The 14,225-nt window shown below is 72.8% G+C and carries 10 protein-coding genes; 6 read left to right on the forward strand and 4 right to left on the reverse strand.

Annotated elements, in window-relative coordinates:
* Window positions 1–1,767, reverse strand: a complete 1,767-nt coding sequence (locus ACIBQX_RS08075; RefSeq protein WP_397001926.1) for a thiamine pyrophosphate-dependent enzyme — start codon at window positions 1,765–1,767, stop codon at window positions 1–3.
* 57 nt (window positions 1,768–1,824) lie between these two features.
* Here ACIBQX_RS08075 and ACIBQX_RS08080 point away from each other — a divergent pair, with 57 nt between their 5' ends.
* From ACIBQX_RS08080 to ACIBQX_RS08090, 3 genes are all read left to right on the forward strand, one after another.
* Entirely contained in the window at window positions 1,825–2,712 is an 888-nt protein-coding gene (locus ACIBQX_RS08080) for an SDR family oxidoreductase (protein ID WP_397001928.1), read from the forward strand.
* A 99-nt stretch (window positions 2,713–2,811) separates the two neighbouring features.
* Window positions 2,812–3,363: a helix-turn-helix domain-containing protein gene (locus ACIBQX_RS08085; protein ID WP_397001930.1), complete on the forward strand. Its 552-nt coding sequence runs from the start codon at window positions 2,812–2,814 to the stop codon at window positions 3,361–3,363.
* 14 nt (window positions 3,364–3,377) lie between these two features.
* Window positions 3,378–4,793 (forward strand): NAD(P)/FAD-dependent oxidoreductase, encoded by a 1,416-nt coding sequence (locus ACIBQX_RS08090; RefSeq protein ID WP_397001932.1) that lies wholly within the window; start codon window positions 3,378–3,380, stop codon window positions 4,791–4,793.
* Between the two features lie 23 nt (window positions 4,794–4,816).
* Here the strand turns inward: ACIBQX_RS08090 and ligD are convergent, their stop codons facing one another.
* Window positions 4,817–5,998 (reverse strand): non-homologous end-joining DNA ligase, encoded by a 1,182-nt coding sequence (gene ligD / locus ACIBQX_RS08095; protein ID WP_397001934.1) that lies wholly within the window; start codon window positions 5,996–5,998, stop codon window positions 4,817–4,819.
* A 4-nt stretch (window positions 5,999–6,002) separates the two neighbouring features.
* Window positions 6,003–9,323: a BTAD domain-containing putative transcriptional regulator gene (locus ACIBQX_RS08100; protein WP_397001936.1), complete on the reverse strand. Its 3,321-nt coding sequence runs from the start codon at window positions 9,321–9,323 to the stop codon at window positions 6,003–6,005.
* A gap of 54 nt (window positions 9,324–9,377) precedes the next feature.
* Here ACIBQX_RS08100 and ACIBQX_RS08105 point away from each other — a divergent pair, with 54 nt between their 5' ends.
* Both ACIBQX_RS08105 and ACIBQX_RS08110 read left to right on the forward strand, forming a co-directional pair.
* Window positions 9,378–10,655 carry an FAD-binding oxidoreductase gene (locus ACIBQX_RS08105; RefSeq protein WP_397001938.1) on the forward strand — a complete coding sequence of 426 codons (1,278 nt, stop codon included), beginning with the start codon at window positions 9,378–9,380 and terminating at the stop codon, window positions 10,653–10,655.
* Between the two features lie 113 nt (window positions 10,656–10,768).
* The gene (locus tag ACIBQX_RS08110; RefSeq protein WP_397001940.1) at window positions 10,769–11,194 is read left to right on the forward strand and encodes a pyridoxamine 5'-phosphate oxidase family protein; all 426 of its coding nucleotides are present in this window, start codon (window positions 10,769–10,771) and stop codon (window positions 11,192–11,194) included.
* A gap of 48 nt (window positions 11,195–11,242) precedes the next feature.
* On the opposite strand, the gene ACIBQX_RS08115 is transcribed toward ACIBQX_RS08110, so the two are convergent.
* Window positions 11,243–11,992: a crotonase/enoyl-CoA hydratase family protein gene (locus ACIBQX_RS08115; protein ID WP_397001942.1), complete on the reverse strand. Its 750-nt coding sequence runs from the start codon at window positions 11,990–11,992 to the stop codon at window positions 11,243–11,245.
* A gap of 63 nt (window positions 11,993–12,055) precedes the next feature.
* On the opposite strand from ACIBQX_RS08115, the gene ACIBQX_RS08120 reads away from it, so the two are divergent.
* On the forward strand, window positions 12,056–14,224 hold the full coding sequence (locus tag ACIBQX_RS08120) for a DUF4132 domain-containing protein (RefSeq protein ID WP_397001944.1): 2,169 nt from the start codon (window positions 12,056–12,058) through the stop codon (window positions 14,222–14,224).
* Window position 14,225 lies beyond the last annotated feature (1 nt).

The raw sequence follows: 14,225 nt of genomic DNA on the forward strand, positions 1-14,225 counted from the left end.
CTAGTCGCCCAGGCGCTGGATGCGGTCCTTCCACAGGGTGGTGGCGATGGCGGCCTTGTGCGGCTGTCCCCTGAGGAAGGCCTGGGCGAAGTTCTTGGCCTGCTCGTAAGAGACCTTGCCGGGCATCGGCGGCTCGTTCGGGTTCACGTCCACGTCCACCAGGGCCGGGCCGTCGTGGGCGAGCGCCTGGCTGATCGCCGGTGCCAGGTCGCCCGCCTTGCTGACCTTGGCGCCGAAGCCGCCGCAGGATCGGGCCCAGGTGGAGAAGTCGGCCACCGGCTCGGGGTAGCGGACTCCGTGCTCGGGGTAGCCGAGGACCATCTGCTCCCAGAGGATCTGGCCGAGCGAGTTGTTGTTGTTGATGATGACCTTGACCGGCAGCCGGTGCTGGGCGGCGGTGAGGAACTCGGCCATGAGCATGGCGAAGCCGCCGTCGCCGACGTAGGCGATCACCTGCCGCCCGGGGTGGGCGTGCTGCATGGCGATCGCGTACGGCAGGCCGGGCGCCATCGTGGCCAGGGTGCCGGACAGGTAGAACTCGCGCCCGCCGCGGATGGTCCAGTGGCGGGCCGCCCAGGTGGCGATGGTGCCGCTGTCGCAGGTCAGGATGGCGTCGTCGGTGGCCAGCTCGTCGAGGACGGACACGGCGTACTGCGGGGCGATGGGGTCGCGCTCACCGTTCTCCAGCGCGTCCATGTCGGCCCGCCAGTTCGCCATTTTTTCCTGATATTTCGCTAGATGGGCGTTGCCGTCGCGGCGGGCGAGCAGCGGCAGCAGCTCGCGCAGCCCCTCCTTGGCGTCGCACACCACCGGAACGTCCGTGGCGATCCTGGTGCCCGCTCTGGCCGGGTCCGCCTCGAACTGCACCACCCGTGCCCTGCCGGGTTCCGGCAGATACTTGGTGTAGGGGAAGTTGGTCCCCACCATGAAGAGCACGTCGGCCTCTTCCATCAGCTCCTCGCTCGGCCGGGTGCCGAGCAGGCCGATGCCGCCCGTCGTGTACGGCGAGTCGTCCGGGATGACCGCCTTGCCGGGCAGTGTCTTGACCACGGGCGCGCCCAGCGCCTGGGCCACCGCCAGCACCTCGTCCCCGGCGTGCAGCGCGCCCGCGCCGACGAGCATGGCCGGGCGGACGGCCCCGTTGAGCACCTCGGCCGCCCACTCCAGGTCCTCCGGGCGCGGCAGGCCGGACGCCCGCAGGTAGACGGGCGCGGTCTGCGGCGGCCTGACGGGTCCGAGGCTGTCGTACGGCTCGGCGTCGGCGTCGGCGACCTGCACGTCGTTGGGGATGGTGAGGTGCGCGACCCCGCGCCGCGCGTAGGCGGTCCTGATCGCCACGTCCACCAGCGACGGGAGCTGCGCCGGGTTGCTGATCATCATGTTGTACTCGGTGACGTCCTCGAACAGCCGGTCCAGGTGGACCTCCTGCTGATAGGCCGTGCCGAGCACCGACGTCTCCTGCATGCCGGTGATGGCCAGCACGGGCGCGTGGTCCAGTTTGGCGTCGTAGAGCCCGTTGAGCAGGTGGATGCCGCCGGGGCCGGAGGTGGCCAGGCAGACGCCGATCCGGCCGGTCGCCTTGGCGTAGCCGGTGGCCATGAAGGCGGCGGCCTCCTCGTGGTGCACGAGGACGAAGCGCACCCGGTCGCGATGGCGGCGCAGGCCTTCCATGATGCCGTTGATGCCGTCGCCGGGCATGCCGAAGACGGTGTCGACATCCCACTCGGCGAGCCGTTCTATCAGGGATTCCGCTGCGATTCGAGCCATGTGCAGCGCACTACCCCGCAGATGCACGGACAGGCTTTCACCGGGTAGGTGACCGATATGCGCATTTTGGTTACGGGAGCGACCGGCACGCTGGGCAGGGCCGTGGTGCCCGCCCTGGTCAGGCGGGGCCACCAGGTCCGGGCGTTGAGTCGCCGTGAGCGGGACGGGGGTGAGGTGACGTGGGTGCGGGGCGACCTCGCCTCCGGCAACGGCGTCAGGCAGGCGGCCCGCGACTGCGACGCGATCGTGCATCTGGCCACTCACGGCCGTAAGGGGGCCGAGCGGGTCGACGTCGCGGGCACCCTGACGCTCGTCTCGGCCGCTCGCGAGGCGCGGGTGGCTCACCTGCTGTACGTCTCTCTGGTCGGCGCCGACCGGGTGCCCACCGGCCTGCTGCGGCACACGTTCGAGGCCGAACGCGTGGTCAGGGGCAGCGGCCTCGGCTACACCGTGCTCCGCGCCACCCACTTCCACCAGTGGCTCGACAAGCTGCTGCGCGGGTTCGCCGGCCTGCCCATGCTGCCGGTGGACCACTCGGTCCCCTGGCAGCCGATCGACACCGGCGAGGTGGCCGCGCGCCTGGCCGGGCTGCTCGCCGAGGGGCCGCGGGACGAGACGCTGGAGTTCGGCGGGCCGCAGGTGCTCGGCACCGACGAGCTGGTCAGGACCTGGCTGCGGGCTCGTGGGTTGCGCCGCGTGTGCGTACGGGTCCGCTACCCCGGCAAGCTGGTCGCCGCACAGCGATCGGGCGCGCTGACCACGGACGCCACTCCCCTGGGCCGGGTCTCCTGGGCCGACTATCTGTCCCCGCCGATGCCCCTGTCCGACGACTTCGCCGTGGAGCACACGGCCTCGCCGACCAGCCCGGCCAACCAGCCGGAGCGAGACCCCGACCTGCGGGTCTACGGCGGCGACGAGGGCTACCAGCGGCAGACGAGGAAGTAATCGTTACCCGGCGTCCTCTTGCTGGGGTTCCTCCAGGTTGGGTACGTTTCCCCTCAGGGCACTGAACACCTTGTTCAGTAGGGCTGATCGAGGGGTTCGATGACCGAGTTGGGCGCCCGCATCCGGGCCTACCGGCTCATGCGGCACATGACCGTTCGGGGTCTGGCCGGCGAGGCGGAGGCGAGCCCCAGCTTCATCAGCCAGCTGGAGCGCGGTCAGACCAGCGCGAGCATCGGCATGCTGCGGCGGATCGCCGGCGCTCTCGGCCTCACCGTGGCCGACCTCTTCAACGACGAGGAGGAGGTGGGCCACCGCGTGGTCCGCCGCTCGCAACGGCCGGAGCTGCCCATGAGCCCCGGCACCCGTAAATACCTGATCTCACAGCGTCCGCTGCGGAATCTGGAGATGTACGCGGGCGAGTTCGACCCGGGCGCCTCCACCGGGGCGGAGCCGTACACGCACGGCGACTCGCAGGAGATCCTCCTCGTGCTCCGCGGCCAGGTGACCATCTGGCTCGGCTCGGCGTCCCCGCAGGTGCTGACCGGCGGGGACAGCGTCGAGTACCGCACCTCGGTCCCGCACCGCCTGGCCAACCAGGGTGACGAGGTCGCCGAGGTCCTCTGGGTGATCAGCCCGCCCACCCCTGCCTGAGGAGCTGTGACGACGTGAGAGGCATCCCGCGGACCAAGGACTTCGCCAACGGCGGCGTGTCCTACTGGTACCGGCAGATCGGCGTGCCGGAGCGCCGCGCCGGGCTGCCCGGAGACCGCGAGTACGACGTCGCCATCGTCGGCGGCGGCTACACGGGCCTGTGGACCGCCTACTACCTGAAGAAGGAGCAGCCGGACCTGCGGATCGCGATCCTGGAGAAGGAGTTCGCCGGGTTCGGCGCGTCCGGCCGCAACGGCGGCTGGCTGTCGGCCGAGTTCGCGGGCTCGCGCAGGCGGCACGCCAAGGCTCGGGGCCGCCAGGCCATGATCGACCTGCAGCGCGCGATGTTCCGGTCCGTCGACGAGGTGATCGGCGTGGCCCGCGACGAAGGCATCGACGCCGACATCCACAAGGGCGGCCTGATCCGCGTCGCCACCAACCCCGCCCAGCGCGCCCGGCTGCGCGCCGACCTCGCCGACCTGCGCACCTGGGGCTACGGCGAGGACGACATGCGGCCGCTGAGCCGCGACGAGCAGCACGAGCGGGTGAACGTCGCGGGCGCCGTCGAGGCCACCTTCTCGCCGCACTGCGCCCGCCTCCAGCCGGCCAAGCTGGCCGTCGGCCTGGCCCGCACGGTCGCGGGACTCGGCGTGGACGTGTTCGAGAACACCACGGTCACCGAGATCCGGCCGCGTCAGGGCGGCACGGCGTCGGCCGTCACCACGCGCGGCATCGTCCGGGCCGACTACGTCATCCGCGCCACCGAGGGGTTCACGGCCGGCCTCGCCGGTCAGCACCGGCAGTGGCTGCCGATGAACAGCTCGATGATCGTCACCGAGCCGCTGCCGGCCGAGGTGTGGAAGCACATCGGCTGGGCGGGCGGCGAACTGCTCGGCGACGAGGCGCACGCCTACGTCTACGCCCAGCGCACCGCCGACGACCGCATCGCGATCGGCGGGCGCGGCGTCCCCTACCGGTACGGATCCCGTACGGACGACCGGGGGGCCACCCAGCCGCGGACGGCGGCGCTGCTGTGGCGGATGCTGGTCAAGCTGTTCCCGGCGGCGGTGGACGTGCGGGTCCAGCACTCCTGGTGCGGAGTGCTGGGCGTGCCCCGCGACTGGTGCTCCACCGTGCACCTCGACCACGCCAGCGGCCTCGGCTGGGCCGGCGGCTACGTGGGCAGTGGTGTCACCACCACCAACCTGGCCGGCCGCACCCTGCGCGACCTGCTGCTGCGCCGCGACACCGAGCTGACCGCGCTGCCCTGGGTGGGGCGTCAGGTCAGGCAGTGGGAGCCGGAGCCGCTGCGGTGGGCGGGCGTGCAGCTCATCTACACCCTCTACCGGGCCGCCGACCGGCGGGAGAACGAGCGCGGCACCACCACCTCGCCGTACGCCCGCCTGGCGGACCTCATCTCCGGCCGCTGACCTGGGGGTGACGCCGGTGGGGGTCAGGTCCAGGGGTCGTAGTCGACCTCCAGCGGCTCCTGGGGCGGGCGCTGTGCCTCCGGGACATGCTGGAGGTTGACCCTGATCCGGTACCACAGGCTGCTGCGCCCGCGCATGCCGTCCACCAGCACGTCGGCCGGCTCCAGCTGGGCGGCCACCTCCGGGTGGCGGGCCTTCCAGCGCTCGAAGCCGGCCATCGCCTCGTCCTTGTGCTGTGCCTTGGCGATCTCGATGACGGGCCTGGTCTGCTGCCTGCGGCCGCTGCCCTTGGGCGGCTTGGGCGCGGGGCCGAGCTTGCCGGCCAGCTCCAGCAGGCCGTCGAGGGAGCCGGGGTGCAGGTCCATGTCCTCCCACGGGTCGCCGACCTCCCGCAACCGCTGGGGCACGGTGTCGAGGGTGAAGGCCTCCGGCCGGCAGCCGGGCACCTCGTCCCAGGTGAGCGGTGTGGACACGCGGGCGTCGGGGAGGGCGCGCACGGAGTAGGCGGAGGCGACGGTGCGATCGTAGGCGTTCTGGTTGAAGTCGACGAAGACGCCGTGGCGCTCCTCCTTCCACCACCGGCTGGTGGCCAGGTCCGGGGCGCGCCGCTCCACCTCGCGCGCCACCGTCTCGGCCGCCTTGCGCACCTGCGCGTACGGCCAACGCCGGTCGATCCTGGCGTAGACGTGGAACCCTCGCGAACCCGACGTCTTGGGCCACGCGGTCAGCCCGTGATCGCCGAGCACGTCCCGCGCGACCTGCGCGGTGCGCAGCACGTCGGAGTAGGGGACGCCGGGCACCGGGTCGAGGTCGATGCGCAGCTCGTCGGGGTTGGCCAGGTCGTCGGCGCGCACCGGATGCGGGTTGAGGTCGACGCAGCCGAGGTTGACCACCCACACCAGCTGCGCCAGATCCGTGCAGACGACCTCCTCGGCGCCGAGCCCCGAGCGGTAGCGCAGCTCGGCCACCTCGATCCAGTCGGGCCGCTTGGCCGGGGCGCGCTTCTGGAAGAACGGCTCCTCCTCGATGCCGTGCACGAACCGCTTGAGCACCATCGGCCGCCCGTGCACGCCGCGCAGCGCGGCCTCGCCGACCGCCTGGTAGTAGCGGATCAGGTCGAGCTTGGTGTGCCCGCCGCGCGGGAAGACCACCTTGTCGGGACTGGTGATGCGCACTTCGCGGCCGGCGACCTCGATGTCAGGCATGAGGTCACGATACGTGGCGGCCCCGACAATCCCCCGCCGTGCCTCGCTCCCACAGCTCGCGGCTGCGGGTCTCCCAGTAGGGCAGGCCCAGGCGGTGGTGGGCGTCGATCGCCGCCCGCGCGTGCGTACGAGCCTCGTCCGTACGGCCGAGTCGGAGCGCGAGCTGGGCCAGCACGTCCCTGACCGAGCCCCAGCCGACGCTGCCCGAGCCCATCACGATGAGCTGGTCCGCGATCGGCAGCAGCCGGGCGTACAGGTCTGCGGGGTCCGGGGTGCCGAGCCGGGCGGCGATCAGCCCCCAGACAGGCCACAGGAAGTCGGCGGACCAGTCCTCGCGCAGGTCGGCGCCCCACCTGGCGATCAGGTCCGCGGCCAGGTCCTCCCGGCCGACGTCGAGGGCGGCCAGAACGGCGATGGGGCGCACCGGCGTGAGCAGCGGGCGGCCGGCGGCGGCGACGAGCTCGTCCAGGATCTCGGCCACCCTGCCCTGGCCGCGCCTGCAGGTGTAGAGGGCGGTCAGGCGGCGGGCGTCCAGCCCCCACAGGCTCGCGCCGTACCGGAGACCGGGGAAGCGGTCCAGCAGCGACTCCACCTCCGGCCAGCGCGCGTGCAGGGTGTGCCCGGCCGTCTCCGCCACCCTGACCATGGCCTCCAGCTCCGGCCGGCGCAGCCGCCGGAGAAGCTCCTCGCAGCGGGCCAGCTCCCGCTCCCACTCGGCGAGTTCGCCGGCCCGCAGGAGGCAGGACATCCGGAAGATCCCGGCGATCAGGCGGGCCTGGCTGCTCAGGCAGGCGATCTCGCGCATCTCCTCGGCCGCGCGCAGCCGCTGCGGGTTGCGGCCGGGGACGAAGGAGGCGAGCAGGTGGTTGTTCAGCGTCCTGGCGAGCAGGGCCGGATCGTCCAGGGTCCGGGCCAGCTCCACCGCCTCGGCGGCGAGGCGTTCGCCCTCGGCGCGGCGGGGGCCGTAGTAGAGCTCGACGCCCAGCGTGCCCAGCAGGGTCGCCCTGTCGTGGTCGGCGAGCGGGCCTGCCAGCAGCTCTTCCAGGACCTCGGCCATCTCCTCGTCCACGACTCCGTACGGCCGCCAGTTCCACACCGACTGGCCGCCGAACACCGACACCGCCGTCACCAGCGCCTGCCGGTCACCCAGCCGGCGGGCCAGGGCGACCGCCTCACTCAGGTCACGCAGCGTGCCACCGGCGTCCCCGGCGTCGCGGCGCGCCCGCCCGAGCTCGGTCAGGGTGCGGCAACGGGCGGCCGAGTCGCCGGGCGGCAGGTGGGCGAGCGCGAGCTCCCACAGCTCGACGGCCTCTTGGTAGCCGTGCCCCGCGGCGGCCCGGCGGGCGGCCTCGGTCGCGTGCTCGACGGCCCTGGCCGAGCCGCCCAGCGGGGCCGCGGCGGCGAAGTGGCCCGCGAGCAGGGCGGGGTCCGCGCCGGGGACCTTGGCGAGGTGCTCGCCCGCCCTGAGGTGCAACCGGGCGCGCGCCAGCCGGTCGAGCCCCGTGTCGAGCGCCTGGCGTACCAGGTCGTGGGAGAAGCGGTAGCCGGCCGTCTCGGCGATCAGCCCGGCCGCCAGGGCGGGCTCCAGCAGGGCCATGACCTCCTCGATCGGCCGTTCGGCCAGCGCGGACAGCAGCTCCAGGTCCACCTCGCGGCCCGCCACGGCCGCCGCCCTGAGCAGGTCCCGGGTGGGGGCGGGGAGCCTGGCCAGGCGGCGGTCGATGACGTCGCGGGCGCCCGGCGGGACCAGATCGCGCTCGCTCTCCGGCAGGCGGAGCAGCTCGGTGAGGTAGAACGGGTTGCCGCCCGAGCGGTCCAGCAACGCCAGCGGGTCGGCTCGCACGTCGCGCAGGCGCAGGTAGTCGCGCACGTCGTCGGAGTCGAACGGGGCCAGCGGCATCCGCAGGCTCTCCCTGGCCAGCGCGCCGAGCGTCTCGCGCAACTGCTCCGGGTGCTCGCCCGGCTCGGGCCTGAGCGTGGCGAGGACCAGCGTGGAGGTGCGGGGCAGCTCGCCGGCGACATGGCCGAGCAGCTTCAGCGAGGAGGCGTCGGCCCAGTGCAGGTCCTCCAGCACCAGCAGCTTTGGGCCGATGCGCAGGTGCGTCAGCACGTCGTCGTACAGGTCGAACAGCTCGGCGTGCGCCCGAGCCGGGATCACGCCCGCCCGCGTCCACGGCCAGAACGCCGGAGCCCCACCCCCGTCCAGGCAGCGCCCCCACGCCACCCGGAACCCGCGCGCCTCCGCCCGCTCGGCGGCGGCCCTGGCCAGGCTGGTCTTGCCGATCCCCGCCTCGCCGGTGACCACCACCAGCCCGCCCCTGCCGGCCCGCGCCTCCCCCAGCCGCTCCTCGACCGCCCGCAACTCACCGCCCCGCCCCACCAACCGCCCACCACCAGCGCCGTACGAAGCGGGGGCGACGGCAGAATCCGCAGGCTCGTCCGGAATCGACGCGTCACGCAAGCCCGCAGGCTCGTACGTGATCGCCGCCGCACGCGGACCAGCAGGGGTGTCGGGCACCTTCGCAGTGCGCGGGATCGTGTCCGCCGGGCCGGTGTGGGAGCGGCGTTCCAGGTCTGGGGACTGGTTGAAGACGGCCTGTTCCAGGCGTTTCAGGTCGGGGCCCGGCTCGATGCCGAGCTCGTCCGCCAGGAGGGAGCGTACGCGGCGGAGCGCGGCCAGGGCCTCGGCCTGCCGGCCGGCACGGTAGAGGCCGAGCACCAGCAGACCCCAGGCGCGCTCCCGGTAAGGGTGGGACTCGGTCAGCGCCTCAAGGTCGGGGATGCCGGCCTCGCCCAGGTCCAGCCGGGCCTCCAGCCGATCTTCCACCGCACCCGACCGCAGCTCGGCCAGCCGGGCGGCCTCGGCGCGGGCGAAGCTCAGGCCGGGGAACTCCGCCAGCGGCTCCCCGCGCCACAGCGCCAGCGCCCGATCGAGCACCGCAGCGGCCTCGGCGTGCCGACCGGACCGGGTCAGGCGGCGGCCGTCGGCGGCCCAGGCGGCGAAGCGGCCCACATCCGTCTGGGCGGGCGTGATGTCCAGAAGGTAGCCGGGCTCGCGGGTGAGGAGCAGCGCGGGCGGGGTGCGCGGCCTGCGGCCCGGCTCCAGCACCCGCCGCAGGTGGGAGATGTACGCCTGCAGCGTCCCGGTGGCCTTGGCCGGGGCCTCGCCCGCCCACAGCTCCTCGATGAGTCGGTCGAGCGAGACGGCCGTGCCCGGCCGCAGGGCGAGCATGGCCAGCACGGCCCGCTGCTTGCGCGTGCCGGGATCGAGCCTGACGCCGTCGGCGTCGTACACCTCAAGCGGACCGAACAGTCGAACCTCCACGACCCCAAGTCAACCTCAAGCCACCGTCAATTCGTTGACCGCACACTCGTTCCCATGAACGAACTGAAGAACGCGATCAGCGGCAGTACCTGGACCGTCGGCGACCCGGGCTTCGACGAGGCGCGCCGGCCGTGGAACCTGGCGGTGGACCAGCCGGTCCTCGCGGTCGTCGAGGCGGCGGACACCGACGACGTGGCCGCGACGATCAGCTACGCCGCCCTGCACGGCCTGGCGGTGACGGCCCAGCCGACCGGCCACGGCGCCGGCGCCTCGTCCGAGGGCGCGATCCTGCTGCGGACCCACCGGCTGAACAGCGTGGAGATCATCGACGGGGTGGCGCGAGCCGGGGCGGGTGCCCAGTGGGGGCAGGTGCTGGCCGCCGCGAGCCCGCTCGGGTTGACGGGCCTGGCGGGGAGCTCCCCGGTGGTGGGGGTGACGGGGTACACGCTGGGTGGCGGGCTGAGCTGGTTCAGCAGGGCGTACGGGTTCGCCGCCGACAGTGTGCTCGCCTTCGACGCGGTCGATGCCGGTGGCGCGAAGATCAGGGTGACGGCGCAGACGGACCCGGAGCTGTTCTGGGCGCTGCGCGGTGGCGGCGGTGACTTCGCCGTGGTGACGGGGCTGGAGTTCGGGTTGCATCCGGCGCCCTTCCTGTACGGCGGGCGGATCATGTGGCCGGTGGAGCGGGCGCCGGAGGTGCTGGCCGCCTACCGTGAGGTCACGGCGACGGCTCCGGACGAGCTGACCGTCTGGTTCGACCTGCTGAAGTTCCCTGGCGGGCCGGGCTTCGTCGCGGTGGACTGCACCTTCCTGGGCGAGCACCCGGGCGCCCTGCTGAGCCCCTTCGAGCGGGTCGGCGGCGCGATCAGCGACAGCCGCGGCCTGCTGCCGGTGGCCGAGCTGGGCGGCATCTGCGCCGAGCCGACCGATCCCAGCCCCGGCATGAGCAGCGCGCACCTGCTGACGAGCCTGGACGACGCGGTGGCCGAGGTGCTGCTGGCCGAGCCGATCGACCCGCTGATCAGTGTGCAGATCAGGCACCTGGGCGGCGCCCTGTCCAGGCCCGCCCCCGGCGGTGGCGCGGCCGGTCACCTGGACGAGCCGTACCTGGCCTACCTGCTCGGCCTGCCGTCCCAGGCCACCGCCGACCGGATCGAGGGCCTGTCGAAGGCTCTGGTGCCGCACACGACCGGTCGCACGCCGTACACGATGCTGCACAGCGGCGAGCACGCGGCGTCCGCCTTCCCCCGCGAGACGCTCGACAGGCTGCGCGACCTCAAGCGGACCCGCGACCCGCGCGGCGTGATCAGGGCGAACTTCCCCGTGCTCTAGCTCTGGTCCCGGGAGTTGTCATTCCAGCCGAGCCACCAAGATTGGACGATGACACAGGAAATCCGGCTTTTCACCCATGGCTTCGTCCGAGCGGACAGCATTGAATCACTGCCATGAGCACCGACACCACCCTGCTGACCGCCGAGGACCTTGAGTTCCTCAGACGCCCACTGCTCGGGTTCCTGTCCGTGGCCGGGGGGACGCAGCCGCCGCAACCCCGGCCAGTGTGGTTCGAGGTCACCGCGGACGGGACCATCCAATTCATCACGGAGCCGGACTCGCTGAAGGTGCGGCGCCTGCGGCGCGATCCCCGCGCCTCGATCGTGGTCGCAGCCCCCGTGGGTGAGCGCGAACACTGGGTGTCCGTCGTCGGCCGCGCCACGATGGAGGCCGATGGAGCGCACGACCTGTGTTCCCGCCTCGCCGCTCGCTACTGGGACCTCGACGACCCGGCCCGGGCCCGCGATCTGGCCGCGATGCTGGCCGCCGACCAGCTCCGCGTCGTCATCCACCCGGAGACCGTACGCCGCTACGCCTGATGACCTCCGCCGCAACCGCCCGGCCCATGACGCCTGGACGGCCTTGGGCTACAGCTGTCCAAAGTCGCCGTGGCGGCCCGCTCCGGAGGCGAAGCGGGCCGCGCCGTCGGCGGCGTCGGACAGCGAGACCAGGCCGTGCCGGAGTTCGCCCCGCATCGCCTCGGCCTCGGTGAGGCCGTGCTGTTCCAGCACCGACAGCCGGTCGCCGCGCAGGCAGGTCTGCGGGAAGCGGGCGATCTCGCGGGCCAGCCCCTCGGCCGCCTGCCGCGCGGTCCCGGTGGGCACGATCCGGTTGGCCAGCCCCATCTCGTACGCCTCCCGCGCGCCGACCGGCCGGCCGGTGAGGATCAGGTCCATCGCCCGGCTCTCACCGATGAGGCGCGGCAGCCGTACGGTGCCTCCGTCGATGAGCGGCACTCCCCAGCGCCGGCAGAACACCCCGAACACCGCCTCCTCCTCGGCCACCCGCAGGTCGCACCAGAGCGCCAGCTCCAGGCCGCCCGCGACGGCGTGCCCGGCGACGGCGGCGACGACCGGCTTCGACAGGCGCAGCCTGGTCGGGCCCATCGGCCCGTCGCCGTCCTCGCCGACGTGGTTGTCCAGCGCCTTGAGGTCGGCGCCCGCGCAGAACGTCCCACCCTCTCCCCACAGCACCGCGACGTCGGCGTCGGAGTCGTCGAACGCGCGGAAGGCCCGGGTGAGCGCGTCGGCGGTCTCACGGTCGACGGCGTTGCGCACCCCGGGCCTGCTGAGCACGACGGTCGTCACCGCGCCTTCACGTTCCACTCGTACGGTCATGCCGTCTCCTTCACAGGTCACCTCAACCTACGACCCGGTACCCGGCTCAGGCCAGGAGCGAATGTGTCGGTGGGGTCCGGCATGATCGCCCGCATGCGGTTCTCCTATCGGGCCCAGCACCTGCTGGAGCTGATGATCAGAAGCACGGCCGCCGCCTCCCCCACCGGCGAGGCGGCGAATCGGCCGTCGGTCACTCCTGAGGCGTGCGCCAGGCTGTTCGAGCCCCTGATCGAGGGATTGTCGATCCAGCAATGGGCGGACCTGTGCGTCCAGGTCGGCACGGTGGTGCCTCTTCCGGCGGAAGTGCCGGTGGGGCGACCGGATGAGGTGGCGCGCGTGGTGCTCGGCTTCGTGCCGCGCGACAGGTCGCTGGAGCTGCCCTTCACCGTGCTGGCGGTGGCGGGGATCGCGGGACTCGACGCGGAGGTCGCCCCGCGTCTCACCGAGGGGTGCGGACCGATCGCGGTCGCCGAGGTGGACTTGCTGCTCGGCCGGGAGGTGGCGTGGCGGGCGGTGTTCGCCGAGTCGCTGGGGGAGCGGTCCGACGGCTTCTCGCCACCGCCACTCGATGTGCGCAAGCTCTCCGGCCTGCCCGGCTACCTCGACTTCGCCCGCGCGACGCTGGAAGCGGCGGAGGTTCGGGTCTCGGTGATCCACGCCGGGGAGATCCCCTATCGGGCGGACAAGGCATTCGACCACGGCGAGACGAAGACCATCGGCCGGGCCGCCCGGCTGGCGCTCTTCCTGGACGAGCCGTGGCTGCCCGAGCTGCTGGGGCGGCTCGTGCCCGGGGTCGCGGTGGCGCCCCAGCAGGCCAGGACGCTGCCCTCGCAGGCCGTGCTGTACGAGCTCGCCCGCGCGGTGGAGGAGCATCCCACGCCGGAGGCCATCTCGGCGTTACGCGCCGCCCGTCGGGCGACCCGGCATGCCGGGGTGCCCAAGCAGCTGGACCGCATGTTCAAGCGGATCGAGCCCGCCCTGGCCAACCGGCTGGAGGTGGCCTTCCGGCTGCCCGACGGGCGGGTGCGGCAGGCGGTGGGCGAACACACGGCGGTGATCTCGACCGAGGGTGCCGTCGAGCTGTCGTGGTGGCACGGGGACAAGAAGCTCAAGTCGGTGCCGGCGGCGGCCAAGCGTGCGCATCCCGAGGAGGTCAAGCGGCTACGCGACCTGGCCAAGCAGGTTCAGCAGCAGCAGGCGACGCTGGTCAGGGCGCTGGAGGCCGGATACGCGAGCGATACCCCACCGCCCTACCACCAGTTGGCCGGGCAGCCGATCGCCGAGCGGCTGATCTGGGAGTTCGAGGTCTCGCCCGGCGTGTGGCGGAGCGAGCTGGGGCTGGGCGTGCCGGACGGGCCAGTGCGCCTGTGGCATCCGGCCCGCGCCTCGGTGGCCGACGTGCGTGCCTGGCGGGAGGTGGTGCAGGACAAGGAGCTGCGGCAGCCGTTCAAACAGGCTTTTCGTGAGGTCTACCTGCTGACGCCCGCCGAGGAGACGACGGCGACCTACTCCGACCGGTTCGCCGAGCACGTGGTGGACTACCCCAAGCTCTACGCGCTGTTCAAGCAGCGCGGCTGGCAGGCCGATTACAGAGGACCTTGGGACGGCGGCGGCGGACAGGCACGGCGAGTGCTGGCAGGGGGCGGGTGGCGGGCGTCGTTCGACCACGGGTATCTCTCCTACGAGGAGGCGTACGCGGTCACCGGTCAGGTCCGCTTCCACCGGCTGTCCGAGGGCGCGTGGCGAGCGGCGGCGCTGAGCGAGGTGCCGCCGCTGGTGTTCAGCGAGGCGATGCGGGATGTCGACCTGTTCGTCGCCGTCTCCTCGATCACGAGCTATCCCGAATGGGCCGCCAACAGGCCGGACGAGCTGCGGGGCTACTGGGAGACGGGTTCGTTAGGGCCGCTGGCGCCGTCCGCCGAGGTGCGCCGGGACGCGCTGTCCCGGCTGATCGGCCGTACGGCCATCGCCGAACGGTGCACGGTGACCGACCGCTATCTCGTGGTCCGGGGTGACCTGCGCACCTACAAGATCCACCTGGGCTCGGGCAACATCCTCATGGAGCCCAACGACGCCTACCTGTGCATCGTCTCCGGCCGCGACCCCCACGCAGGGCTGTTCCTCCCCTTCGAGGAAGACGGCCGACTGGCACTCATCCTCAGCAAAGCCTTCCTCCTGGCCGACGACACCGCCATCACCGACCCGTCCATCACACGGCAGATCAGGGGCTGAC

Source organism: Nonomuraea sp. NPDC049714 (genome assembly GCF_044465295.1).
GTDB lineage: Bacteria > Actinomycetota > Actinomycetes > Streptosporangiales > Streptosporangiaceae > Nonomuraea.